Genomic DNA, 25,018 nt, shown 5'->3' with positions numbered 1-25,018 from the left:
AATATTATAAGGGGCTTTATTCTATGAACTACTTTGCTAAGAGAATCATTCCTTGTCTTGATGTTAAAGATGGACGAGTTGTAAAGGGCGTTAACTTTGTCGGCTTAAGAGATGCAGGTGATCCTATAGAAGTTGCAAAACGTTACAACGAAGAGGGTGCTGATGAGATTACATTTTTGGACATTACCGCATCAAGCGACAACAGAGATACTATAGTTGATATAGTTGCTGGTGTAGCTAAAGAGGTTTTTATACCTCTAACTGTTGGTGGTGGTATCAGAAAGTTAGATGATATCTACAAACTTTTAAATGTGGGTTGTGACAAGGTGAGCGTTAACTCAGCTGCTTTGCATAGACCAGAACTTATAGATGAGAGTGCAAAACGCTTTGGTTCTCAGTGCATCGTAACTGCTATAGATGTTAAAAAAAGTGGCGATAGATATACGGTCTATCTAAATGGTGGAAGAGTAGATACTGGCATAGATGCAGTTGAATGGGCAAAAGAAGCGGTAAACCGTGGAAGCGGAGAGATACTTCTAACATCTATGGATGCTGATGGAACTAAGGCTGGATTTGAGTTAAACATAACAAAAATAATCTCTGAGGCAGTTCATGTTCCTGTTATTGCAAGTGGTGGAGCTGGCACAATGCAACATATAAAGGATGCTTTTGAAGCAGGTGCTGATGCTGCACTTGCTGCTAGCATCTTTCACTACAAAGAGATAGATATAATGGACTTAAAGCGTTACCTCGCCCAAAACAATATCCCTGTGAGACTATAACCTCATGATAATCTGTGCAGGAAACAATGAAACCTTTGACTTTGCATTGCCTATGGGAGTGGGGCTTATTGAGACTGCTATGAATTTAACTAGGCTTTGTCTTTTTGATAAACCAGAGTTTTTGCTCTTTGTTGGAAGTGCTGGGAGTTATGGAGACAAGAAAATATTTGATATAGTTGAGTCTAAAAGTGCAGCTAACATCGAGTTAGCGTTTTTAAACTCTGATGCTTATACTCCGCTTGATAATGTTGTATCTACTAACACTGAAACAAATATAAAAGATATTATAGTCAACTCTTCTAACTATGTCTCAACTAACGAGGAACTAACGAAGAAATTTTTGAACTTTGGAGTTGGTATAGAAAATATGGAATTTTTTAGTGTTTTAAGGGTTGCCCAGGAGTTTGATATCCCAGCTGGTGGCGTCTTTTGTATAACTAACTACACTAACAAAAATGCTCACGAAGACTTCTTGAAAAATCATGCAAGGGCCAAAGGGCTTTTAAATGAGCATGTAAAAAAAAGAATTAAGGAACTAACAAAAAAATGAGTAAACCATCACTTCTTGACTTTACAAAAAAAGAGTTACTAACACTTATCAAACCCAGTTTTAGAGTAAATCAAATCTTTGGTTGGCTCTATCATCAATACGCCGAGAGTTATGATGATATGAAAAACATCCCAAAAGCTCTAAGAGAAGAGTTAGCTGAGAAATATATAGTAAACCCCCTAAAGATTATAAACAAAGAAGTTTCAACTGATGGAACTATAAAGTATCTCTTAGAACTCCAAGATGGAAAAACTATGGAAGCTGTCTGGTTAAAGATGAAAGATGCCATCTACACTGAAGATGGTGACCTCGCTCAAGAGGCAAGATACACTATCTGTGTCTCAACACAAGTTGGGTGTAAAGTAGGCTGTTCTTTTTGTCTAACTGCTAAGGGTGGCTTTACTAGAGATTTAACTACAGGCGAAATAGTAGCTCAAGTAGTAGCATTAAAGCGAGATAATGAACATAAACATAACAGAATGATAAACATAGTCTATATGGGAATGGGCGAACCTCTTGATAATCTTGACAATCTTGCAAAAGCTATAGAGATATTTAAAGAAGAAGATGGACTCTGTATATCTGGAAAAAGACAGACAGTATCAACAAGTGGGCTTAGCAACAAGATAGACAAGCTAGGAGAAATGGACTTAGGCGTTCATATCGCTATATCTCTTCATGCTGTTGATGATGAGCTTAGAACTGAGCTTATTCCTATGAACAAAGCTCACAACATAGCATCTATCATAGAGGCAGTAAAAAGATTTCCTATCGATACAAGAAAAAGAGTTATGTTTGAGTATCTTGTTATCAAAGATAAGAATGATGACTTAACATCTGCAAAAAAACTTGTAAAGCTTCTAAGTGGTATCAAAGCCAAAGTAAACCTAATCTACTTCAATCCATATCCCGGTACACCTTATGAGAGACCTTCTAAAGAGAGCATGGTTGACTTTGCCGACTATCTCATCAAACATGGACTTCTTTGCACCATCAGAGACTCTAAAGGTATTGATATTAGCGCAGCTTGTGGGCAACTAAAAGAGAAGAATAAACTTTAAACTGCACAAAAGCGAAGGAGGGTAAAGTGAGTTATATAGAGATATTTCAAATAATTTTTTTAGTAGTAGTTTTTGCTGTTGGTGTTATAGGCTTCTTAAGAGCTGCAACAAGCAGTGATGATAAAGAGTAATCTTTTTGTAATATAGCTTATGATAAAATGGTAAGGTGCTCTGAACAATTATCATATTGGATTTGGATCAAAATAAGAAAATCGTTTTTTGCTATGCAAAAGTATCTCTTTAGAGTTCAGAATGGCATTTGTTTTGTCATCCCGTTCTTAACACGGAATCTAGTATATAAATTAATCAGAGAGTTCAATACTCTAAACAAAATAAAGGAGATTTTTATGAGTGAAAGAAAGAAAACAAATACAGATCGAATAAAAAGAATATATGATTTATGTAAAGTACATTTTGGTGATATACGTTTTGTTGGTATTAAATACCATAAAAAAATAGGTTGGATAGCAAAAGCTCAGTTTGATGGTGATTTTGAAAATTTAACTGCTGATGGTGCAACAAGTGTTGAAGCACTTCGCAACCTAAAAAATCGTGTGAAAAAAATCATAAAAAGATACAACGCAGTATAATAGTACAAATCTCTTTGACAAGCAAATCTACTGCCATCCTAAAGTTGCTGTCATCCTAAAGTTGCTGTCATCCTAAACTTGCTGTCATCCTGAACTTGCTGTCATCCTGAACTTGATTCAGGATCTCCTTAGACTTTAAAACAACTCAGATGCTAACAAATTCTAAGTTTCTAAGACCTTATGAGATTGCGAGTCAAGCCCACAATGACGGAATGGATCAATCCCACAATAAAAATTATTGTCATACTAAGCTCTAAAGAGATACTTTTGCATAGTAAAAAGCGGTTCTCTTACTTTGATCTGGGATAGACTATAAAATATAATGATTGTTTAGTTAATAACTAGAAGATCGTTATCCTAAAACGACCAACACACCAGGGAGGTCGTTTATGAATATAATAATACCCTACTTTTCTTATAAGAATATAATCTTATATGTCTACAATAAAAAGTAAAATCTAATCCACTTTAAACTAAATAGTGAAAGCAAACTTCACAAATCGCCTAAATAGCGGAGTATTCACACTGTGTTGTAAGCTGTGAATATCTTTTGCTTTCTCTCATACAAATTTGAAAATTTAGCCTTTTTTTAAGAAATATTTTATATAAAATTATGCTGAGAAAACAATGCTTTTGTTTAGCTTAAAATCCCTAAATATAGGGCTTTTAAGCCCATTAAAGAAAAAAAACATTTTATAGAATAAATGTCTTTTAAATATCTTGTTATTTCTATTCACATTACGATTGGCTATTCACATATAAAAGACACTCTTTAGCAAAATCAACTCTACTTTCAATCTTATAAGTATTTCCATATAGATCAAACTCCAACTCATTTGCATGAAGTAAAAGTCTTGTAGCTCCGCTTAGTTTTACTCTCTCTTTATCACTTAACTCTTTATCCAAAAATCTAACTATATCTTTTTGGCTCTGTCCATAAATAGGATCTCCAACTATGGAATGTTTCACATGAAACAAATGCACTCTTATCTGGTGCTGTCTTCCAGTATGAGGAGAACACTCAACAAGAGTCATATCTTTATCTTTAAAATACTTTAGAGGTTTTATCTCTGTCTTAGATGGCTTTCCATCTTGATGAACTTTTACAACCATTCTAACAATAGCACTCTCATCTTCACGTCTCAAAAGTGGAGCTTCGATACACATCTCATCTTTTAGCTCGCCATGAACAAGTGCGAGATACTTCTTTTTCATATCTCTTTGTTCAAACATCATTTTAATATCTCTCTCACTCTCTTTGTTTCTAGCACACAAAACAAGTCCACTTGTCTCTTGGTCTATTCTATGAGCGATGTTTGCATCTCTGCCAAACTGATACTTTAGTTCATCTATAAGAGAATAGGGAGTTTTTCTATTTTGCGGATGAATAAGCACACCGCTTGGCTTATCAAAGAGAACAAACTCATCATAAACTGCTGTTGGTTCTAACCCTCTTGTGATGGGTTCAAAGTATATAAACTCAAACTCTCCCTCAACTTCTCCAGCCGTTCTTGTCATTGGCTTACCATCTACAAATAGCCTTCCTTTTGCAATGAGTCTTTGTGCTTCTTTTTGTGTATATTCTAACTCTTTTATAAGAAATAAAAATGCTTTTTGCCTCTGTGGTGCAAACATTTTTTTTATAATAAATGGCAAAATTATCTTCCTTTTTTAATCAAGGCTTTACAATTATTTATGTAGAATCAATGACTTAATTTATGTGCAAATCTTAACATAAAAATCACAAGGGATTTATATAATGATAGATAGATACTCACGAGAAGAGATGAGTTCAAAGTGGACTTATCAAGCAAAATATCAAGCATGGCTAGATGTAGAAAAAGCCGTTGTAAAAGCATGGGCTAGGCTTGGAAAGATTCCACAAGATGATGCTGACAAGATTGTAAAAAATGCCAGCTTTGATATTAAGCGCATAGATGAGATAGAAGCTGTAACTCGTCACGACCTTATAGCTTTTACAACAAGTGTATCTGAAACACTTGGGGATGAGTCAAGATGGTTTCACTATGGTATGACATCATCTGATACAATAGATACCGCTGTAGCACTTCAAATGAAAGACTCACTAGAGTTGATCATTAAAGATGTAAAGATGCTTATGGAGTCTATAAAGAAGCGCGCACAAGAGCATAAGATGACTCTTATGGTTGGACGAAGTCATGGGATACATGGCGAGCCTATAACTTTTGGCCTTGTTTTAGCTGTTTGGTATGATGAGATGGCTAGACATCTAGAGAATTTAGAGCAGACTATGGTAGTTATCTCTGTAGGCCAAGTTAGTGGAGCTATGGGTAACTTTGCTCACGCACCTCTAGAGCTTGAAGAGTACACATGCCAAGAGCTAGGACTAAAACCAGCACCAGCATCCAACCAAGTTATTCAAAGAGATAGATACGCAAGACTAGCAACAACTTTAGCCTTAATGGCATCTACGATAGAGAAGTTTGCTGTTCAAGTTCGTCACTGGCAAAGAACAGAAGTTTATGAGTGTGAAGAGTATTTTGCAAAGGGTCAAAAAGGCTCATCTGCTATGCCACATAAGCGTAACCCTATTCTTACAGAAAACATCACAGGACTAGCGAGAATGATACGAGCTTATGCGATGCCTGCGATGGAAAATGTTGCTCTTTGGCATGAGCGTGATATCTCTCACTCTTCAACTGAGAGATTTTGGCTACCAGATGCATTTATCACTTCTGACTTTATGTTACACCGTATGAATAACGTTATAGCAAACCTAACAGTTTACCCTGAAAATATGATGAGAAATCTAAACCTAACTGGTGGACTTGTTTTTTCTCAAAGAGTTCTTTTAGAATTGCCGCTTCAAGGTGTATCTCGTGAAGATGCTTATCGTATTGTTCAAAGAAATGCTATGAAGGTTTGGGAAGAGATACAACAAGGCAAAGCTACTACAAATGAAAAAGGTGAGAGCTTATATCTTAACCACTTACTAGCAGATGAGGAGCTAAGGAGTTCACTTAACGAAGAACAAATCCGTGAATGTTTTAATTATGACTACTACACTAAAAATGTAGATGCGATTTTTAATAGGGTGTTTAATTGAACCCTCTGATTAATCTATAAACTAGATTCCGCCTCAAGCACGTAATGACGAAACACGCGTTATTTAGAATAGACAAACTGTTATTTAGAATAGACAAACCGTCATTCTGAACAAACAAACTGTCATCCTGAACTTGATTCAGGATGCAACTTAATAATTGTTCAGAGCATTCGATAAAATAAAATGTTTTATATGTATACTTACAACACTCAAATAGAAGGATTAAAATGAAATTTAATTTCTCATTAAAAATTGATAAAGAAGTTATGAAAGCAATATTGTCAGTAATAACACTATTGGGATGGAGCCTATCAAAATGATTACAGTTATAAAAAGAAATGGCAGAACAGAGCCTCTTGACATTACAAAGATACAAAAATATACTTCAGCAGCTATTGAAGGACTTGAAAATGTATCTCAGAGTGAACTAGAAGTTGATGCTCAAATACAGTTTCGTGATGGTATTACTTCTAAAGAGATTCAACAAACTCTTATAAAAACCGCAGTTGATAAGATAGATATAGATGCACCAAACTGGACCTTTGTTGCATCTAGACTCTTTATGTTTAACCTCTACCATCAAGTAAATGGTTTTACAGGCTATGATACGCTTGAGAAGTACTTCAAAAGAGGCGAAAAAGAGGGCAGACTTCTTCAAGGTTTAGCCCAGATGTATGACCTTGAAAAATTAAATAAACACATAAAACCAGAGAGAGACATGCTCTTTAACTATCTTGGTGTAAAGACCCTTTATGATAGATATCTTATAAAAGATAGAAATTCAAATCCCATAGAACTTCCTCAGCATATGTTTATGGCTATAGCAATGTTTCTAGCTCAAAGAGAAGAGGATAAGCATGAGTGGGCTATTAAGTTCTACGATATGGTATCTCAGTTTCAAGTTATGCTTGCAACTCCAACTCTCTCAAATGCAAGAACAACTAGGCATCAACTCTCATCTTGCTATATTGGTTCTACTCCTGATAATATTGAGGGAATCTTTGACTCTTATGCTGAGATGGCAATGCTCTCTAAGTTTGGTGGAGGCATCGGTTGGGATTGGACTGGTATTCGTTCTATGGGTTCATACATAGATGGACATAAAAATGCAGCTGGTGGAACTGTTCCGTTTTTAAAGATAACAAACGATATCGCTATTGCGGTAGATCAGTTAGGAACTAGAAAGGGTGCTATTGCAGTTTATATGGAACCTTGGCATATAGATATAAATGACTTTTTAGATTTAAAGAAAAACTCTGGAGAAGAGCGTCGCCGCGCACATGACCTTTTTCCATCTATGTGGTTAAATGATCTCTTTTTAAGAAGGGTTCAAGAAGATGGCATCTGGACACTTTTTGACCCTTACGACGTGAGAGAGCTGGCAACACTTTATGGAGATGAGTTTGACAAACGTTATATGGAACTTGAAGAAGATGAGAGCATTATAAAAGAGAAGATAAAGGCTAAAAATCTTTGGAAAAAGATACTAACATCTTACTTTGAAACTGGTTCACCTTTTTTATGTTTTAAAGATAATGCAAATAGAGCTAACCCTAACAACCATGTTGGTGTTATAAGAAGTTCAAACCTTTGCACAGAGATATTTCAAAACACCAAACCAAACCACTATAAGATAAAGCTTATCTTTGAAAATGGAGACTTTGTTTCTTATGAAGAAGATGAAATAGTAACTGTTGATAGTGGCGCTCGTAAGCCTGCTAAGAAGATAACTGCACTTGATTCACTTGGCGGACTGCCAGTTTATGTAGTTGAAAAAGAGAAAATAAACGGCGATACTGCTGTTTGTAACTTAGCATCTGTTAATCTCTCTCGCGTAAACACTAAAGAGGATATAGATAGAGTTGTGCCTATTGCTATTCGTTGTTTGGATAATGTTATAGACCTTAACTTCTATCCTATAGAAAAAGTAAAACGAACTAACATGAAGAGTCGTTCTATTGGTTTAGGTGTTATGGGTGAGGCTCAAATGTTAGCTGAACAAGGTATATCATGGGGAACGCAAGAACACTTTGACAAGATAGATGAAGTTATGGAAGCTATTAGTTATAATGCTATCTCTGCATCATCTAATTTAGCTTTAGAAAAAGGAAGTTATGCTGACTTTGAGGGTTCACAATGGAGCAGGGGAATTATGCCGATGGATCATGCAAATGCAGAAGTTAGAAACCTAGTTGATCGTGGAGGCTTGTTTGCATCTACTTATGAGTGGGACGAACTAAGAGAGAGAGTTAAAAAGCAAGGTATGAGAAATGGTTATCTGATGGCAATAGCACCAACGAGTTCTATCTCCATCCTTACTGGAACCACTCAAGCCATAGAGCCTGTTTTTAAGAGAAAGTGGTTTGAAGAGAATCTTAGCGGACTTATCCCAGTAGTCGTTCCAAACCTCTCACCAGAGACTTGGGCTTACTATACACCTGCATATGATTTGAACCAAACTGCACTTATAAAAGCAGCAGCCATCAGACAAAAGTGGCTAGACCAAGGTCAGAGTCTAAATATTTTTATAACGCTTGATAAAGCGAGTGGACGATACTTAAATGAGATCTATATGTTAGCTTGGAAGCTGGGTTTAAAATCAACTTACTATCTTCGCTCACAATCTCCTGAGGTATCAAATGATGTTGAAGATAGAAGTATGGAGTGTGTAGGTTGTCAATAAGATGAAACCTCTACTTGCAAAAAATCTTGAAAATTTTTGCTCAAGATTTGATAATTTTATAGATGCAGAGTTTCGTTCTATTGAAATTCTATCAAAAAGTGTTATAAGAGTTGTTATAACTACTCAAGATAGTTCTAGGGACTTTGACTGGGTAACTATAACTTTAGAGTTTAATGATGTTAGCGATGCAGGACTTATTAAAAATGATAAACTATCTTTTGTAGACATGAGTAATGGGCTTACTCTTTTAAGCAGTGATGGCATATTTGTATTTGGTGTTGGAAATTATGATGATGAATTTGGCATAAAAAATGCTTTATGCTACATAATATCTTCTAGTATCAAGTACAAAGAGGGGCAATTTTAAGGAGAAGCTGATGCAAAAGTATAAAGTAAAGGGTAGTATATTAGGTTTTGAAGAGACAATGAATGTAGAAATAGTTCAGATTGATAACCTATTTTCAACGATAAGGGATATAGATAATAAAAATATCTCTTTTACTGTGGTAAACCCTTATGAATTAAGAGAGTACTCTTTTGATATAAAATCAGATATAAAAATTCTCTTAGATATAAAAGAGGATTCTAGTCTTAGTGCTTACAACATTGTAGTTATTCAAAAACCTCTTGAAAACTCTACTGTAAACTTTCTAGCACCTATAGTTATAAACAACGATAATATGACTATAGCCCAAGCAGTCCTTGACCCAAAAAAACATCCAGATTTTGGAATGGCTGAGAGCATAAAAACTTTTATGTAAAATAGCTTGTTAACCAATCGTTATATATTCGTTAGTACTTTGTAAACTTAATACTTATAAACTTTGTTATTTCATTATTAAGGAAAAACAGATGAAAAAGATACTTCTAATATGTTTAGTCTCTCTATCTTTACTAAATGCTAAAGATGGGGTGAACTTCAAATATGCTGATGAAAACACTCAGCGAAAAAATCCCACAAGCCAAAATTTTATCCTCTCTTATAACAATGTTTTAAAAGGTATTAGAACAAGTGTTGTAAATATATCTACTAAAAAGACTATAACTGCTCAAAGAGGATATCAAAATCCATTCTTTTTTGAACGACCAAGGATTCCACAAGGAACATCAGGAAGTGGTGTTATCATCTCAAAGGATGGTTATATTGTTACTAACAACCATGTAGTTGATGGTGCTGATGAGATAAAAGTGAGTCTAGTTGATAAGAAAAAAAGTTATAAAGCAAAACTAATTGGCAGTGATGCAAAGAGTGATATAGCCATTATAAAGATAGATGCAGATGGCTTAAATGCAGTTACTTTTTATAACTCTGATAATGTTAGGGTTGGAGATGTAGTCTTTGCTCTTGGAAATCCTTTTGGAGTTGGTGAGACTATAACGCAAGGAATAGTCTCAGCTACTGGAAGAAATGGCATCGGAATAGTTGAGTATGAAGACTTTATACAGACTGATGCCTCTATAAATCCTGGTAACTCTGGCGGTGCACTTGTAAACTCTGCTGGACATCTCATAGGCATCAACTCTGCTATCATCTCAAGAAGTGGCGGTAATGATGGCATAGGACTAGCAATACCATCAAATATGGTTACCTCAATAGCCTCACAACTCATTGACAGTGGTAAATACACACGAGCATATCTAGGTGTTGGCATTGCTGATATTAATGAAGATATGAGTAGTTTTTATGACAATGAGTATGGAGCCCTAATCATCAGCGTTGAAGAAGATTCTCCCGCACATAAGGCTGGACTAAAAAGAGGAGACCTTATCATCTCAATAGATGGTAAAAAGATACAAAATGCTAGTATGTTAAAAAATATAGTAGGTTCATATCAACCATCAAAAGTTGTAAATATGAAGTTTCTACGAGACAAAAAGATAGATATAGTAAATGTAGAGCTAGGCTCACTAAACAAAAAATTATCTAATGCAAATATAAACTATAAAGGTCTAAATGTAGTAGAACTTCCAAAAGAGGCACAAAGAGTTTTACAAAACAACACTTATATCTCAGGTGGAGTTTTAGTTGAAAGTGTAGATGCAAACAGTGAAGCTTTTAGTATTGGTATAGCAAAAGGTGATATTATAATTCAAATAGAGCAAATGGAGATAAAAGATATAGCTGACTTTAAATCTGCTACTAAAAGTCAAGAGAAGAAAAGATTTTATATCTTTAGAAGAGGAAATGTTTTTGCAACTGTTTTATAAACTCATATAAAATTTATATGATATAATAATTCGTAATTATCAATGTAAAGGCTAGACAAATGAGTAACAATACAGTAACACTGATAGACAACAGAGATGGGAAGTCATATGAGCTTCCTATCTTAGAAGCAACAGTTGGTCCTTCTGTTGTCGATATTTCAACCTTTTATAAAGAGACGGGAATGTTTACCTTTGATAGAGGTTATACATCTACTGCATCTTGTCGCTCTAAGATAACTTACATAGATGGAGATAAGGGTAAGTTGATGTATAGAGGATATGATATCTCATATCTTGCAACTAAAAAAACATTCCTTGATACTGCATATTTGCTTTTAAACAAAGAACTTCCGACTAAAGAAGAACTTGATAGTTTTAAAGAAGAGATGGCAAAACGCTCGTTTATTCATGAGGGAATGAAAAAGCTCTTTGACTCATTTGTAGATCAAGCTCATCCTATGGCCATTTTATCTGCTGGCGTCTCAGCACTCTCTACTTTTTACTTTGATCACTTAGATATAGACTCGCCAGAAGAGTATATGGAGATGGCAAACAGGATTATCGCCAAAATCCCTACTATAGCTGCTTTTTCATATAGATACTCAAATGGTCTTCCTATCATCTATCCAGATCTACAAAAAGGTTTTACAGAAAATTTTCTCTATATGATGAGAGCTTATCCTCACAAACATGTAGATCTAACTGCTATTGAGATAAAAGCACTAGATACTATCTTTACTCTTCATGCTGACCATGAGCAAAATGCGTCTACAACTGCTGTGCGTAATCTCGGCTCAACTCATGCACATCCATATGCAGCTATTAGTGCTGGCATAGGTGCTTTATGGGGTCGTGCTCATGGTGGAGCAAATGAGTCAGTTATTCGTCAGTTAGAGATGATTGGTACAGTTGATAGAGTTGATGAGTTTATAGCTCGTGCAAAAGATAAAGATGATCCTTTTAGGCTGATGGGATTTGGACATCGTGTATATAAAAACTTTGATCCTCGTGCAAAGATTCTCAAAAAAATCAGAGATGAACTTATAGAAGAGTTAGGGATAGATAGTGAACTTGTGGCTGTGGCTAACAAGATAGAAAATATCGCTTTAAATGATGAGTACTTTATTAGTAGAAATTTATATCCAAACATAGACTTCTACTCAGGTCTTATACTCCAAGCTCTAAAAATTCCAAAAGATATGTTTGCTGTTATTTTTGTAATAGGAAGAACGCCAGGTTGGATATCTCAGTGGATAGAGCTAAAAGAACAAGAGACCATAAAAATAGCCCGCCCACGCCAACTCTACTTAGGACCAGATGATAGAACTCCTATACACTAATCATCATCCTAAACTTGATTTAGATTATTATAAAAGAACTCTTTAAAAGACTAATCAATATATCTACAACAATAGTCTGTAACTGTTTTAACTCTAACATCAAAAGATGAGTTTGCTGCTACATTAAAAGATTCTGGTGTACTTAGAGTTTTCCACTCTTCATCTGGTAACTTAACTTCTAAATTACCACTTAGTATCTCCATTATTTCAGCTTTGTTTGTATTAAAAGTGTATTCACCCGGTAGCATAACGCCTAGTGATATCTGTGAGCCATCTTCTAACTCAACACTACGACTAGTTACACTTCCGTCATAATAAATATTTGCCTCTTTTGTAATTGTTGCGTTTGTAAATTTGCTCATAATTTGTTCCTTAATTTTATTTGAACTTTAATTATAGCAAGATTAGCTAAACTTTATTCCCAATCAAGTAGTCTTTGTTGACCCTCAAGCTCTCTGATGTGAGTAACATCTTGACTAACTTCTATAACACCTTTGTAGTTACCCTCATCATCACGAATAGCAAAGTAACGAATGTGTATAAACTTGCCTTTAAATGTTATCCAAAACTCAGCTTCATCTCTTCGTCCAGCTTTAAACTCTCTTAGTATCATCAAAACTTGATCAACTGACTTTGGAGGGTGACAAAACTTTACTTCACGACCAATAATTCCCGCACTTCTTGGAAAAACTCTATCTTCTCCGCGATTATAAAAAATAACAACATCATTCTCATCAACATAAGTAATATCAACAGGCATAAATTTTAAGAGCCAATTTATCTGCTCTGGTAACATATGACCCTGTTCTAAATCTATTCTACCATCAAGTGAAAAAGGGAGTTTTCTCTTTTTAGTATCTTGTGATGGATGAATATATTCATCTTTTACATGTGCTGGATATGCAGTTGGAGCTTCATCAAACATCCAACCTATCTCTTCATCTCCATCTCTCATCTCTTTCCAATCATCAACTTGTAGCATCTCTAATGCACGTGGGAGAAGTCTACCCTCTTCAACTTGCATAATATGTTCTAGATTGCGAAAAAGATTTTGTAAAACCATCATAAGTGACTCTTTTTCATCACTCTCTACGAGATTTCTAGCCTGCTTTACGATGGCTCTAATATCATCATGAAAAGCCCACATATTTTGAGATGGAGATGTCCATCCATACTGTTCTAAATACGGGAAGAGTTGATTCTCTTTTCTTGCAAAGTGTTTTTCAACTAAACAAAGTCTTTTAAACTTCTCTTTAAACTCATCTGGGTTTTTATCTATATCTATGCTATTGATACTTGCCATCAGACCACGAATGAGTTGATTTTCTTCTAAATAAACTCTAACTGGATGTCCCTCTGGGAGGTTTGTAAATTGATTCATTTTTATTATTTCCTTTAACTACACTTTTATTTTTGATTGTATCCTCTTTATATCTTTTATTTTTTGATATATAGCAAGAGTTTCTTTTTAAATTATTTTCTTAATTTAACTCTTTGCGAATGTGTTATTGCTACAGCCATTGCATCTGATATATCTAGTGGTTTTATCTCTTTTTTTATATTTAACAGTCTTTTAACCATGAAAGAGACTTGCTCTTTTGAAGCTTTTGCTTTTCCCGTTAGTGCTTTTTTTACTTGAAGTGCAGTATATTCGCTAAATGTGCCATGAACTTGTAAAATCTTTAACATAATTGCTCCGCGAAATTGTGCTAATTTTATAGTTGTTGCAGGGTTGTGAGCATAAAAAATATCTTCTAGAGCTACTTCATCTATAGTGTGATTTTTAAAGATATTATCAAGAGCCTCTACCATCTGAGGTATTTGAAATTGTAAATTCTCAGCTTTCATCTTTATAAGTCCAGCCTCAAGCAAAGAGATTTTAAAATTTTCTAACCTTATAAGTGCATAACCCATATTTCTAGTTCCTGGGTCTAGTCCTAGTATTATCATGTTTATTAATCTTTTAATTTTTAAGTCATTATATACAAAAGAGTTTAAAACTTATAGTTATTCACGTTGTTAAATTTTAGTTATTCACTTGTTTTTAATGGATATTTATGGATTAAAGAGTTACTATTCACATCTAAATAATTTAAATAAGGCTTTATGTGAATATAGGTCAAGAAGTTTTAGAACTATTAAGAGAAGAGATAACAGAGTTACAATATAACAGATATATAAAGCAACTCGTCTATGATGTTAAAAAATCTACAAGCGATATGGCAATTTTTTATGCCCCAAATGCTCTTGTACTTAACTGGATAAAAAATAAATATACCGAAAAGATAACTCACCTCTTTGAAATAAAAAGTGGAAATAAAGTTAATGTAAAGATTACTCTAAAAAATCTAGTAGCTCAAAAGGGTAAAAAACAAAAGAGTGATCAAAAACCACAACACTCTCTGCTAAATCCCTCCCATACTTTTGATAACTTTATGGTTGGTGGCTCAAATCAGTTTGCTTATGCTGCAGTAAAGAGTGTAAGTGAAGCAGCTGGAGAGGTTTATAACCCTCTTTTTATCTATGGTGGAGTTGGTTTAGGAAAGACTCACCTTATGCAATCAGCTGGAAATGTTTTTTTAAACCACGGTAAAAGTGTTATTTATACCTCAGTTGAGCAGTTTTTAAATGACTTTATAAGGCATGTTAGAAACAAAACGATGCCATCATTTCAAGAAAAATATAGAAAATGTGATGTTCTTCTTATAGATGATGTTCAATTTTTAAGTAATAAAGAAGGAATCCAAGAAGAATTTTTTCACACTTTTGAAGCACTAAAAGGTGCGGGCAAACAGATAATACTAACAGCAGATAAACATCCTAAAAAAATAGGTGGACTAGAAAAAAGACTTCAAAGTAGATTTGAGTGGGGCTTAGTTGCAGATATCCAGCCACCAGAGCTTGAGACAAAAATCGCCATCATCAAAAAAAAGTGTGAAATTAACAAAGTTAAACTATCTAACGATATCATAAACTATATAGCTACTGTTATAGAGAGTAATGTTCGTGAAATTGAGGGAATCTTATCTAAACTTCATGCTTACTCACAGCTTATGCACATAGAGATAGATTTGGCCTTTACAAAAAATGTACTTAGAGATCAACTCCAAGAAAATAGAGCTAACCTAACACTAGACACTATTACAAATAGTGTTGCAAAAGATTTAAACATAAAACCAACTGAAATTCGTTCAAAAGGTAGAAGTAGAAACTTAGTATATGCTAGAAGAGTTAGTATATATCTATGTCGTGAATTAACTCACAATACTATGCCTCAACTCGCTCAATATTTTGGAATGAAAGACCATACTGCCATCAGCCATACTATAAAAAAAATAAATGAACTTATGAAAAATGATGAAGATTTTAGAGTTAAAATAGAAGAATTGACCAATAAAATAACTTCTGTATCTTAAATGTTATATTTTTGTTTAAAAAAAGATATAATCATAAAAGTGAATAGATGTGAGTAGAGTTACTTTGGTTCATCACATCCAAAAAGCTCTGTTAGTGGGAAGCAAAAAGTGATATTCACATAATCACCATCTCCTACTACTACTTACTAAATATTATATAATAATAGGAATTCATATGAAGATAACAATCTCTAAATCAATCATAGAAAACATACTAATAAATGCTCAACCATTTTTAGAAAAAAAAGATACTTCTCAAATAACTTCTCACGTTTTTATAAATGTTAATGAAGAAAAATTAACTCTAAGAGCTACTGATCAAGAGATAGGATTTGAAGTCTCTACAGACTTACTAAATATCATATCAACTGGAAGCATTACTGCTAATGGTAAAAAACTCTTAGATATTATAAGAATACTTAAAGATACAGAGATAAACCTAGAAGTAAAAAATGAGATACTATTTATCTCACAATCACACTCAAAGTTTAAACTACCAACTTTTTCATATAATGACTTTCCATCATTTCCAACTTATGAAGGAAAACCTCGCATCTCTATAAACTCTCACTCTCTTATAGAGTCACTCAAAAAAATAACTCCAGCGATTGATACTAACAATCCTAAATTTGAGTTAAATGGTGCACTTATAGATATAAAAAAAGATAGTATAAACTTTGCTTCTACTGATACAAGAAGACTAGCCATTGTAACCATCACAAATACTAGTGATAATGAACTCTCTATTATTATCCCAAAAAAAGCCATAGTAGAGATTCAAAAACTCTTCTTTGATGATATAGAGATGTATTATGATGATACAAATCTTATAATTCACTCAAAACAATATACTTTTTTTACAAAACTCATAAATGGTAAATTTCCAGAATATACAAGAATCATCCCAAAAGAGATAAAAAACTCTTTAATTCTACCAAAAGCTAAAATGATAGAGTCCATCAAACAAATAACTACTATATCATCAGATGTAAAGATTAGTTTTTTAAGTGATTTGATTGTATTTGAGTCATTAAGTGATGATAATATAGAAGCAAAAACAGAGATAAACTTTATTACAAACTTTAGTGAAGATTTTGTTATAGCTATAAATTCAAAATATTTATTAGATTTTTTAAATAGTATAAACTCATCAGAATTTACTATAGGACTAAATGAAGGAAATCTACCTTTTGTTTTAATAGATGCTAACTTTAAAACAGTTGTAATGCCAATAGTTATATAAACTTCTATCTTTTTACTTCACAAAAAGTGAAGTAAAAACTCTTCATACTCATAAAAACACACCATAAAACTTTATTTTAATAAAGATTGGATAAAATGTCTCTAATTATGTCATGATTACTTTTTCATTAAAGATAATTTTCTTGTGACTATATATTAGATTTTTATAGTAGGAAGTATAAATGGATCAAAATTACGGTGCTAATAATATTAAAGTCTTAAAGGGCTTAGAGGCTGTTCGTAAACGTCCTGGTATGTATATCGGTGATACAGGTCATCGTGGTCTGCATCATTTAGTTTATGAAGTTATAGATAACTCAATAGATGAAGCGATGGCTGGACATTGTGATACTATAAATATAACACTTACCAAAAATAATAGTTGTATAGTTAGTGATAATGGTCGTGGTATTCCAACAGATATTCATCCTACTGAGGGTATAAGTGCAGCAACAGTTGCTCTAACTATTTTGCATGCTGGTGGAAAGTTTGATAAAGATACTTACAAAGTTTCAGGTGGACTTCACGGTGTTGGTGTTTCTGTTGTAAATGCACTCTCTTCTGAACTTAAGATGATTATCAATAAAAATGGTGAAAAATTTGAGCAAAATTTTAAAAAAGGTATACCTCAAGAAACTCTTGCTGTTACAGGAAAGAGTAAAAAATCTGGAACTACTATAGAATTTAGCGCAGATCCTAGTATATTTACTGAGACTGTTACTTTTGACTTTGAATATTTAGCAAAAAGATTTAAAGAGCTTGCATATCTAAATCCATTTATTACTATCAATTTTAAAGATGAGAGATCAAATATCAATGAATCTTACCACTTTGAAGGTGGTATAGCTCAATATGTAGAAGATATAAACAAAAAAAACGTAGTAGCTTCAGTTTACTCTTTTAGCTCAAAGATAGAAGATATAGAGTTTGATATAGCTTTAATGTATAACGATACTTATGAAGAAAAATTTGCATCTTTTGTAAACAATATACGAACTCCAAATGGTGGTACGCACGAAGCTGGTTTTCGTGCAGGATTAACTCGTGTTATATCAAACTATAACGCTAAAAATGGAGCTGCAAAAGAAAAAGATGTAAAAATTTCTGGAGATGATGTAAAAGAGGGGCTTATTGCTATAGTCTCTGTTCGTGTTCCAGAACCTCAGTTTGAAGGACAAACAAAAGGAAAACTAGGTAACACTTATGTTAGACCTCTTATACAAAAATCCACTTATGAACTTTTATCAAAATATTTTGAAGAAAATCCTATTGAAGCAAAAGCAATTGTTAGTAAAGCACTTATGGCTGCTCGCGGGCGTGAGGCTGCTAAAAAAGCAAGAGAACTAACGCGTAGAAAAGATGTTATGAGTGTTGGAACTCTTCCTGGAAAACTTGCTGATTGTCAAAGTAAAGATGCAACTGTTTGTGAACTCTACTTAGTCGAAGGGGACTCTGCTGGTGGAAGTGCAAAGATGGGAAGAGACCGTGTTTTTCAAGCGATTTTACCACTTAAAGGTAAGATTTTAAATGTTGAAAAAGCAAGATTAGAGAAGATTTTAAAATCAGAAGAGATAACAAACATGATAACAGCTATGGGTTGTGGGATTGGTGATGAGTACAATGAAGATAAACTTCGTTATCACAAAATTATTATAATGACCGATGCTGATGTTGATGGTTCACATATTCAAACTCTGCTTCTAACATTTTTCTTCCGTCACTTTCGTGATGTAGTTGAAAAAGGTTACCTTTACTTAGCCCAACCACCTCTATATCGTTACAAAAAAGGTAAAAAAGAGATTTATTTTAAAGATGATAGAGAGATGAATAATTTTTTAATTGAAAATGGCGTTGAATCCTTAGAGATGCAGGGTGTTGGACAAAATGATCTTATAGAATTTTTTAAAATGGTTGATCACTATAGAAGTTCGCTACAAGCACTTGAGAGAAGATATTCACTTATAAGCTTGATTCGTCATTTTATAGAAAATCCTGATATTATAGGTTTGGATATAAAAGATATGTATGAAGAGATTGAGAAGTTTTTACTCTCAAATGGAAATAATATATTAACTAAGAGTATAAATGAAGATTCTATACATCTTTATGTTCAAACAAAAGGTGGAATGGAAGAGTTACTTATAAATGATGACCTCTTTGGGGCTCCACACTTTAATGAAGCTAGTTATGTCTTTAAAAAGATTAAAGATTGGGATTTAGAATTTGAAGAAGATATAATAGATGTTTTGGAGAGTATTAATGATTATGCCAAAAAAGGTGCATATATCCAACGCTATAAAGGTCTGGGTGAGATGAATCCTGAACAACTTTGGGACACTACTATGACTCCTGAAAACCGTGTTTTACTTCAAGTAACTATAGAAGATGCAGAGATAGCATCTGAGGCATTTGTCCTCTTTATGGGTGATGAAGTTGAACCACGTCGTAACTATATAGAAACACATGCTAAAGATGTAAAACATTTAGATGTCTAAAAATTATAGATGTTACTTCCAGAGATAAAAGAGAGAGAATATCGTTTTAAGTTAGCACTTAGAATGGGATTTCCTATCTTTTCTCTTATACTTTTATTTATTTCTCATAGACTTATAATTAATTATGAAACAGTAGATACTACATTTTATGTAGAGATACTTTTACTTTTTCTATTTAGTATATATTTTATTTTTTATATTATATATAAAAGTTTTGATATAAAGATAACAGATCCTATATCAAAAACTTTTACAAGAGAATATCTTTTTAAATATTTACAAAAAGATATCAATACATATAAAAATTACACTCTTATTTTAATTAGTATAGATAATTTAGACAATATAAATAATCGATATAGTATTAAAAATGGAGATAAAGTAATAAGAGAAGTAATCTCATGGGTAGAAGAGTATCTAAAATGTAATGATATAGTCAATTTTCCTATGGGACATATAAAAGCCGGCGATTTTGTTATAGGTTTAAGAGGTTTAAAAAAAGATCATATATCTCTAGTAGATATGCTTTTTTTAAAGAGTGATGATCTGATGGTAGATAATATAGAAGTAAAATTAAGTGGTGCTATAACAGATATAAATTTTTCAAACGAGGTAGAATATCTTGTAGATAATCTTTTTGAAATCAAAGATAGAAAAAATATATCTAAAAATAATAAAGAAATAAACCCACAAATACAAGAGTATTTTGTACTAAATGCTGTAAAAAATAGACTTTTTGATATTATGATTCAAGATGTTTATGAAAAACAAAAACCTGTTATAAAAGAGTGTTTTGTAAAGTTAAAAACATCAGATGGAAAAATTATTCATCAAAAAACATATATAAAGATATTGGATAAACTTGGATTGAGACTTGAATTTGATCTAAAAATTTTAGAAGAGATTGTACTTAGATGTAGTAAAAAAGAAAATAGTATATATGCTATAAATATATCGCCTACATCCATAAGAAACCCTAGTTTTATATATAATGCTAAAAAATTTTTAAATAAAAACAAAAAAATAATTTTTATACTTAATGAACTAGATTATTATTCTCAAATAAATAAGTATAATGATACTCTACAACTCTTAAGAGAAATGGGCGTACTTATTGCCATAGATAGACTTGGAGCTATTCATACTAGTTTTTTATATTTAAGAGATTTGGATATTGATATAATAAGATATGACTCCTTTTATAAAAAAGATAGAAAATATATAGACATTATAAGAGGTTTTAACCTTATGGCACAAAAAAAGGGTTTAAAAACTTGGATAAAAATGGTAGAATCTAATGAGATTTTAGAAGAGTTAAAAGAGTTGGAGATAGACTTTATTCAGGGAAAATATCTCTCTGAGATAAAAAATGAGGAAAAAGATATATGAAGTATGGTGAAAAAATTGTAAATGAGTTTGATATAGAAAAAGATTTAGAAATATGGCCAAATCAATATAAAAGAGATTATCTTATAAAAATGACACTTCCAGAATTTTCTTGTTTGTGTCCTAGAAGTGGATATCCAGACTATGCGACTATATATTTAGAATACACTCCAGATGAGTTTGTAATAGAATTAAAAGCTATGAAGCTCTATATAAACTCTTTTAGAGATAGACATATTTCACATGAAAATAGTGCAAATGAGATATATGAAGCACTAGAAAATAAAATAAAACCAAAATATATGAAGATCGTAGCTGATTATAACCCTCGTGGGAATGTTCATACAGTTATAGAAATAGATAGTTCAAAAATTAAATAAACAGAAGGTAGATATGTTTTCAAATATGCTAGGTAAAATGGGAATCTCTACAAATGATAAAGAAAAAATGCACAATGAATTAGTTGAGAGAATCTCAAGGATGAATTTAACAGATATGAGATCATATATTAACAATAGAATCCCTGATTTACCTGTAAGTGCAGATGGTTTACAAGAGGTTTTAAAAAGGCTTCTTGAGGTAGATGAAAAGAGTCAAAAAAGATATATAGATATAGAAGATATGGATAGTAAGATACGAAAAGGACTTGATCTAATATTGAGTATATTAGCAAATAAAAAACTCTCTATAGAAGCTATAGAAGTTGCAATAGAACTGTTTGAAGTTTCAAAAGAGATGATAATAAAGTATGATATAGATAACAAACAGATATACTACTCTAAAATAAGAGAATCTCTAAATAAAGCCATTGAAGATATGAACAAAAAGAGTGAAATCCAAAGAAAAATGAGTGTTATTGGTAGTTAAATAAATATCCTTTTAGCCATTTAAGTGCTTCATCTTTACTATAAAATTCTTCTCTCATTTGAGCTTCATAGCTTGCATCTAATATTTTAGAAAAGTCAGCTGATGGTTTTAGTCCTAGTAAGACTAAATCTCTTCCCATTAAAATAGCTTTTAATTTTTTCTCTAATACACCCAACTCTTTTGCTTTTGCTGCTATAGTTTTATCAACACCAAATAAAACTTCACCTAAAATGCAAAGATTTTTAATATTTACTAAAGTGGCAAGCTTATAAATATCGTAGTTGCTTATTTTTTTTGCAAAAGATAGTTCTAAAAATTTAGACAGAGAATAAAGAAGAGTTAAAACTTCTTTTAGGAGAAATTTATCATCAGTCATAAATGTGATAAACTCTTTAGCTTTAACTTCATCAAATCTATAACAAAGTATAGCTAACATTAAAATTTCGTTAGTTTTAGTGTTAGTTGTTTTATTGGATCCAAATCTATCTAGTGCATCCATAATAAGTTGCCAGTCTTTTTTATTTAGCAAATCTAGGTTTTTAAAATATTTTAATGCATCTAACTCTCTTAAGAGCCAAAAGCCAATAGATGGTTTAGTAGATCTGAGTAAAGTCTTCTTAATCTCTTCATAAATTCTCTCTTTAGGAAGCTCTTGTAGTGCATCTTCTTTAATCATCTTAAAACATAAGTTAAATAGCTCTTTGTGCATCACAAAATTATATCTTGAACAAAAGCCCACAGCCCTTAAAACTCTTAGAGGATCATCTATAAAAGTTTTCGCATCAACCATCTTAAGAGTTCTGTTTTTTAAATCTTCAAGACCATTATAGGGATCAAGTAGAGTTTTGGTATGAACATCAAATCCAATAGCGTTAATACTAAAGTCTCTTCTTCTTGCAGCTTCACTAAAGTCGAGATTTTTATCTATCTTTATATCAAAGCCCAAGTGTCCAGAGGCTACTTTAGAGTCAAGTCTTGGAAGAGTAAAGTCTAAATCATAGCTTTGCATCTTTAACTTACAAACTCCAAAACTCTTTCCAACTATGTTTAAATTTCCAAACTCTTTTAAGATATTTTGCAACTTCTCAAAGCTTTCTACATTATAAACTTCAATATCTATATCGTTTGAGTTAAAATTGAGCAGAGTATCTCTAATATATCCGCCAACTATAATGGCTTTTGCATCTTTTTCTTTTAATTTATCAAAGATTTTTTCTAAAAAGTTTGGATAATCAATCATTTTTTCTCTTATAGTTTGATTTTATCTATTTTCTCAAAAACTAATATTATGATAGTAAATATCTTTTTTTAAGAGTATATTTTGAGATATTATAACAACAAAATCAGTATAATTTTTAAATATTCTAAAATTTGGATTATTATTTGGCAAGAACTAAAGCTTATTTTGATATAATCGCGAAAAATTTTTCCATCTCAAATAGAGGAGTTCTCTACTGCTTCTTTAATACTAAAATTTGGAAATATCAATGGAGAAAAATTGATGCAAAAGATTAGAAATATTGCAGTTATTGCACACGTTGACCATGGTAAAACTACACTTGTTGATGGATTATTAGAGCAGTCAGGAACATTTGGAACTCATGAACATCATGATGTTAGAGCTATGGATTCAAACGATATAGAAAAAGAGAGAGGAATCACTATTCTCTCAAAAAACACAGCTATTCGTTATAAAGATTATAAGATTAATATTATAGATACTCCGGGGCATGCTGATTTTGGTGGAGAAGTTGAACGTGTTCTTAAGATGGTTGATGGTGTTTTAGTTTTAGTTGATGCTTACGAAGGTGTTATGCCACAAACAAAGTTTGTAGTAAAAAAGATGTTATCGTTAGGTAAAAAACCTATCGTAGTCATTAACAAGATTGATAAGCCATCAGCTGATCCAGACCGTGTTGTTGATGAGATGTTTGATCTTTTTGCAGATATGGGTGCAACAGATGAACAGCAAGATTTTCCAGTTATATATGCAGCAGCTCGAGATGGCGTAGCAAAACTAGATCTTGAACAAGAAGGCGGAGACTTTCAATGTGTATTTGAAACTATTTTAGAACATGTTCCAGAACCAGAAGGTGATAGAGAAAACCATACACAAGCACAAGTGTTTACGCTTGATTATGATAACTATGTTGGTAAGATAGGAATTTCTCGTATATTTAACGGTATTATAAACAAAGGTGATCAAGTTATGCTTGCTAAAGCTGATGGTTCACTTGTAAAAGGGAAAATTTCTAAGCTCATAGGTTTTCATGGACTAAATCGTATGGAGATAGAACAAGCTGAAGCAGGAGATATTGTTGCATTTGCAGGACTAGAGACAGTAGATGTCGGTGATACTGTTTGTGATCCTACAAATCCAGTGCCACTAGATCCAATGCATATCGAAGAGCCAACTCTAACAGTTGTATTTTCTGTAAATGATTCGCCACTTGCGGGACAAGAGGGAAAACATGTAACATCTAACAAATTAAAGGACCGTCTAGAAGCTGAGATGCAAACTAATGTTGCGATGAAGTTAGAGGTTGTTGGTGAGGGCAAGTTTAAAGTTTCAGGTCGTGGAGAATTACAAATCACAGTTTTAGCTGAAAATATGCGTCGTGAAGATTATGAGTTTGGTGTAAGTCGTCCTGAGGTTATCGTAAAAGAGATAGAGGGTGTTAAGTGTGAACCATTTGAGCATCTAGTTATTGATGTGCCTGAAGATTTAAGTGGTTCAGTTATAGAGAGACTTGGAAAGAGAAAAGCTGAGATGAAATCAATGCTACCGATGGGACAAGGTTTTCAAAGAATCGAGTTTGAAATTCCAGCTCGTGCACTTATTGGTTTTCGTGGACAGTTTTTAACAGACACAAAAGGCGAGGGTGTAATGAACCACTCTTTCTTAGAATTTCGTCCATTTTCAGGAGGAGTTGAATCAAGAAGTTATGGTGCTTTAGTCTCTATGGAAAATGGCGAAACACTATCTTTTTCACTCTTTAATATTCAAGACCGTGGGGTTCTTTTTATAGGACCTCAAACAAAGGTTTATGAGGGAATGATTATTGGTGAACACTCTCGTTCAAATGATTTATCAGTAAATCCTATTAAAGGAAAGGCACAGTCAAATGTCCGTTCTTCTGGAGCAGATGAAGCTATTAAGCTTGTTCCACCTAGAATTATGTCATTAGAGCGTGCCCTAGAGTGGATAGAAGATGATGAGCTTTTAGAGATAACTCCTAAAAACATTCGTATCCGTAAAAAGTACTTAACTGAGAGTGAAAGAAAAAGACACTCTAGAGGTTCCAAATAG

At 32.8% G+C, this 25,018-nt stretch carries 22 protein-coding genes; 17 read left to right on the top strand and 5 right to left on the bottom strand.

What is annotated here, in order from left to right; all coding sequences use genetic code 11:
• Nucleotides 1–23: 23 nt before the first annotated feature.
• From hisF to M947_RS14680, 4 genes are all read left to right on the top strand, one after another.
• Nucleotides 24–782, top strand: a complete 759-nt coding sequence (gene hisF / locus M947_RS14695; RefSeq protein WP_021286812.1) for an imidazole glycerol phosphate synthase subunit HisF — start codon at nt 24–26, stop codon at nt 780–782.
• A 4-nt stretch (nt 783–786) separates the two neighbouring features.
• Nucleotides 787–1,332: a phosphorylase family protein gene (locus M947_RS14690; RefSeq protein ID WP_021286811.1), complete on the top strand. Its 546-nt coding sequence runs from the start codon at nt 787–789 to the stop codon at nt 1,330–1,332.
• A complete protein-coding gene (rlmN, locus tag M947_RS14685) occupies nt 1,329–2,393 on the top strand; it encodes a dual-specificity RNA methyltransferase RlmN (RefSeq protein ID WP_021286810.1) in 1,065 nt (354 codons plus the stop codon). The genes M947_RS14690 and rlmN overlap by 4 nt, the downstream gene beginning before the upstream one ends.
• 347 nt (nt 2,394–2,740) lie before the next feature.
• A complete protein-coding gene (locus M947_RS14680) occupies nt 2,741–2,983 on the top strand; it encodes a hypothetical protein (protein WP_021286808.1) in 243 nt (80 codons plus the stop codon).
• A gap of 738 nt (nt 2,984–3,721) precedes the next feature.
• Here M947_RS14680 and M947_RS14675 read toward each other — a convergent pair.
• Nucleotides 3,722–4,639 carry an RluA family pseudouridine synthase gene (locus tag M947_RS14675; protein WP_021286807.1) on the bottom strand — a complete coding sequence of 306 codons (918 nt, stop codon included), beginning with the start codon at nt 4,637–4,639 and terminating at the stop codon, nt 3,722–3,724.
• Nucleotides 4,640–4,742: 103 nt separating this feature from the next.
• Here M947_RS14675 and purB point away from each other — a divergent pair, with 103 nt between their 5' ends.
• From purB to M947_RS14645, 6 genes are all read left to right on the top strand, one after another.
• The gene (gene purB, locus M947_RS14670; RefSeq protein ID WP_021286806.1) at nt 4,743–6,071 is read left to right on the top strand and encodes an adenylosuccinate lyase; all 1,329 of its coding nucleotides are present in this window, start codon (nt 4,743–4,745) and stop codon (nt 6,069–6,071) included.
• Nucleotides 6,072–6,387: 316 nt separating this feature from the next.
• A complete protein-coding gene (locus M947_RS14665) occupies nt 6,388–8,754 on the top strand; it encodes a ribonucleoside-diphosphate reductase subunit alpha (RefSeq protein ID WP_021286804.1) in 2,367 nt (788 codons plus the stop codon).
• 1 nt (nt 8,755) lies between these two features.
• Nucleotides 8,756–9,121, top strand: coding sequence for a hypothetical protein (locus M947_RS14660; RefSeq protein WP_021286803.1), 366 nt, complete (start codon nt 8,756–8,758; stop codon nt 9,119–9,121).
• Between the two features lie 10 nt (nt 9,122–9,131).
• Entirely contained in the window at nt 9,132–9,515 is a 384-nt protein-coding gene (gene fliW, locus M947_RS14655; protein WP_021286802.1) for a flagellar assembly protein FliW, read from the top strand.
• A 91-nt stretch (nt 9,516–9,606) separates the two neighbouring features.
• Nucleotides 9,607–10,962 (top strand): Do family serine endopeptidase, encoded by a 1,356-nt coding sequence (locus M947_RS14650; RefSeq protein ID WP_021286801.1) that lies wholly within the window; start codon nt 9,607–9,609, stop codon nt 10,960–10,962.
• Between the two features lie 59 nt (nt 10,963–11,021).
• On the top strand, nt 11,022–12,302 hold the full coding sequence (locus tag M947_RS14645; RefSeq protein WP_021286800.1) for a citrate synthase: 1,281 nt from the start codon (nt 11,022–11,024) through the stop codon (nt 12,300–12,302).
• Between the two features lie 50 nt (nt 12,303–12,352).
• Here M947_RS14645 and ppnP read toward each other — a convergent pair whose 3' ends face one another.
• From ppnP to ruvC, 3 genes are all read right to left on the bottom strand, one after another.
• A complete protein-coding gene (ppnP, locus tag M947_RS14640) occupies nt 12,353–12,664 on the bottom strand; it encodes a pyrimidine/purine nucleoside phosphorylase (protein ID WP_021286799.1) in 312 nt (103 codons plus the stop codon).
• Between the two features lie 53 nt (nt 12,665–12,717).
• On the bottom strand, nt 12,718–13,683 hold the full coding sequence (locus M947_RS14635; protein ID WP_021286798.1) for a DUF438 domain-containing protein: 966 nt from the start codon (nt 13,681–13,683) through the stop codon (nt 12,718–12,720).
• A 92-nt stretch (nt 13,684–13,775) separates the two neighbouring features.
• Entirely contained in the window at nt 13,776–14,252 is a 477-nt protein-coding gene (ruvC, locus tag M947_RS14630; protein ID WP_021286797.1) for a crossover junction endodeoxyribonuclease RuvC, read from the bottom strand.
• 158 nt (nt 14,253–14,410) lie between these two features.
• On the opposite strand from ruvC, the gene dnaA reads away from it, so the two are divergent.
• From dnaA to M947_RS14600, 6 genes are all read left to right on the top strand, one after another.
• The gene (gene dnaA, locus M947_RS14625) at nt 14,411–15,718 is read left to right on the top strand and encodes a chromosomal replication initiator protein DnaA (RefSeq protein ID WP_021286796.1); all 1,308 of its coding nucleotides are present in this window, start codon (nt 14,411–14,413) and stop codon (nt 15,716–15,718) included.
• Nucleotides 15,719–15,893: 175 nt separating this feature from the next.
• On the top strand, nt 15,894–16,961 hold the full coding sequence (gene dnaN / locus M947_RS14620) for a DNA polymerase III subunit beta (protein ID WP_021286795.1): 1,068 nt from the start codon (nt 15,894–15,896) through the stop codon (nt 16,959–16,961).
• A 181-nt stretch (nt 16,962–17,142) separates the two neighbouring features.
• Entirely contained in the window at nt 17,143–19,455 is a 2,313-nt protein-coding gene (gene gyrB, locus M947_RS14615) for a DNA topoisomerase (ATP-hydrolyzing) subunit B (protein ID WP_021286794.1), read from the top strand.
• A gap of 9 nt (nt 19,456–19,464) precedes the next feature.
• Entirely contained in the window at nt 19,465–20,844 is a 1,380-nt protein-coding gene (locus M947_RS14610) for a bifunctional diguanylate cyclase/phosphodiesterase (protein ID WP_021286793.1), read from the top strand.
• Nucleotides 20,841–21,221, top strand: a complete 381-nt coding sequence (gene queF / locus M947_RS14605; RefSeq protein WP_021286792.1) for a preQ(1) synthase — start codon at nt 20,841–20,843, stop codon at nt 21,219–21,221. The genes M947_RS14610 and queF overlap by 4 nt, the downstream gene beginning before the upstream one ends.
• A 13-nt stretch (nt 21,222–21,234) precedes the next feature.
• Nucleotides 21,235–21,708: a hypothetical protein gene (locus M947_RS14600; protein ID WP_021286791.1), complete on the top strand. Its 474-nt coding sequence runs from the start codon at nt 21,235–21,237 to the stop codon at nt 21,706–21,708.
• On the opposite strand, the gene M947_RS14595 is transcribed toward M947_RS14600, so the two are convergent.
• Nucleotides 21,695–22,948, bottom strand: a complete 1,254-nt coding sequence (locus M947_RS14595) for a tRNA nucleotidyltransferase/poly(A) polymerase-related protein (RefSeq protein ID WP_021286790.1) — start codon at nt 22,946–22,948, stop codon at nt 21,695–21,697. The genes M947_RS14600 and M947_RS14595 overlap by 14 nt on opposite strands.
• A gap of 261 nt (nt 22,949–23,209) precedes the next feature.
• Here M947_RS14595 and typA point away from each other — a divergent pair, with 261 nt between their 5' ends.
• On the top strand, nt 23,210–25,018 hold the full coding sequence (gene typA, locus M947_RS14590) for a translational GTPase TypA (protein WP_021286789.1): 1,809 nt from the start codon (nt 23,210–23,212) through the stop codon (nt 25,016–25,018).

The organism is Sulfurimonas hongkongensis, from assembly GCF_000445475.1.
GTDB classification, from domain to species: domain Bacteria; phylum Campylobacterota; class Campylobacteria; order Campylobacterales; family Sulfurimonadaceae; genus Sulfurimonas; species Sulfurimonas hongkongensis.
This window is presented reverse-complemented; position numbering and strand designations above follow the sequence as displayed.

Coding starts and splice junctions, on each gene's coding strand:
- hisF (WP_021286812.1), top strand. CDS start 24: ATGAACTACTTTGCTAAGAGAATCATTCCTTGTCTTGATGTTAAAGAT.
- M947_RS14600 (WP_021286791.1), top strand. CDS start 21,235: ATGTTTTCAAATATGCTAGGTAAAATGGGAATCTCTACAAATGATAAA.
- M947_RS14680 (WP_021286808.1), top strand. CDS start 2,741: ATGAGTGAAAGAAAGAAAACAAATACAGATCGAATAAAAAGAATATAT.
- M947_RS14690 (WP_021286811.1), top strand. CDS start 787: ATGATAATCTGTGCAGGAAACAATGAAACCTTTGACTTTGCATTGCCT.
- queF (WP_021286792.1), top strand. CDS start 20,841: ATGAAGTATGGTGAAAAAATTGTAAATGAGTTTGATATAGAAAAAGAT.
- M947_RS14650 (WP_021286801.1), top strand. CDS start 9,607: ATGAAAAAGATACTTCTAATATGTTTAGTCTCTCTATCTTTACTAAAT.
- ppnP (WP_021286799.1), bottom strand. CDS start 12,664: ATGAGCAAATTTACAAACGCAACAATTACAAAAGAGGCAAATATTTAT.
- dnaN (WP_021286795.1), top strand. CDS start 15,894: ATGAAGATAACAATCTCTAAATCAATCATAGAAAACATACTAATAAAT.
- ruvC (WP_021286797.1), bottom strand. CDS start 14,252: ATGATAATACTAGGACTAGACCCAGGAACTAGAAATATGGGTTATGCA.
- M947_RS14595 (WP_021286790.1), bottom strand. CDS start 22,948: ATGATTGATTATCCAAACTTTTTAGAAAAAATCTTTGATAAATTAAAA.
- M947_RS14610 (WP_021286793.1), top strand. CDS start 19,465: ATGTTACTTCCAGAGATAAAAGAGAGAGAATATCGTTTTAAGTTAGCA.
- M947_RS14645 (WP_021286800.1), top strand. CDS start 11,022: ATGAGTAACAATACAGTAACACTGATAGACAACAGAGATGGGAAGTCA.
- M947_RS14635 (WP_021286798.1), bottom strand. CDS start 13,683: ATGAATCAATTTACAAACCTCCCAGAGGGACATCCAGTTAGAGTTTAT.
- rlmN (WP_021286810.1), top strand. CDS start 1,329: ATGAGTAAACCATCACTTCTTGACTTTACAAAAAAAGAGTTACTAACA.
- purB (WP_021286806.1), top strand. CDS start 4,743: ATGATAGATAGATACTCACGAGAAGAGATGAGTTCAAAGTGGACTTAT.
- M947_RS14665 (WP_021286804.1), top strand. CDS start 6,388: ATGATTACAGTTATAAAAAGAAATGGCAGAACAGAGCCTCTTGACATT.
- gyrB (WP_021286794.1), top strand. CDS start 17,143: ATGGATCAAAATTACGGTGCTAATAATATTAAAGTCTTAAAGGGCTTA.
- M947_RS14660 (WP_021286803.1), top strand. CDS start 8,756: ATGAAACCTCTACTTGCAAAAAATCTTGAAAATTTTTGCTCAAGATTT.
- fliW (WP_021286802.1), top strand. CDS start 9,132: ATGCAAAAGTATAAAGTAAAGGGTAGTATATTAGGTTTTGAAGAGACA.
- typA (WP_021286789.1), top strand. CDS start 23,210: ATGCAAAAGATTAGAAATATTGCAGTTATTGCACACGTTGACCATGGT.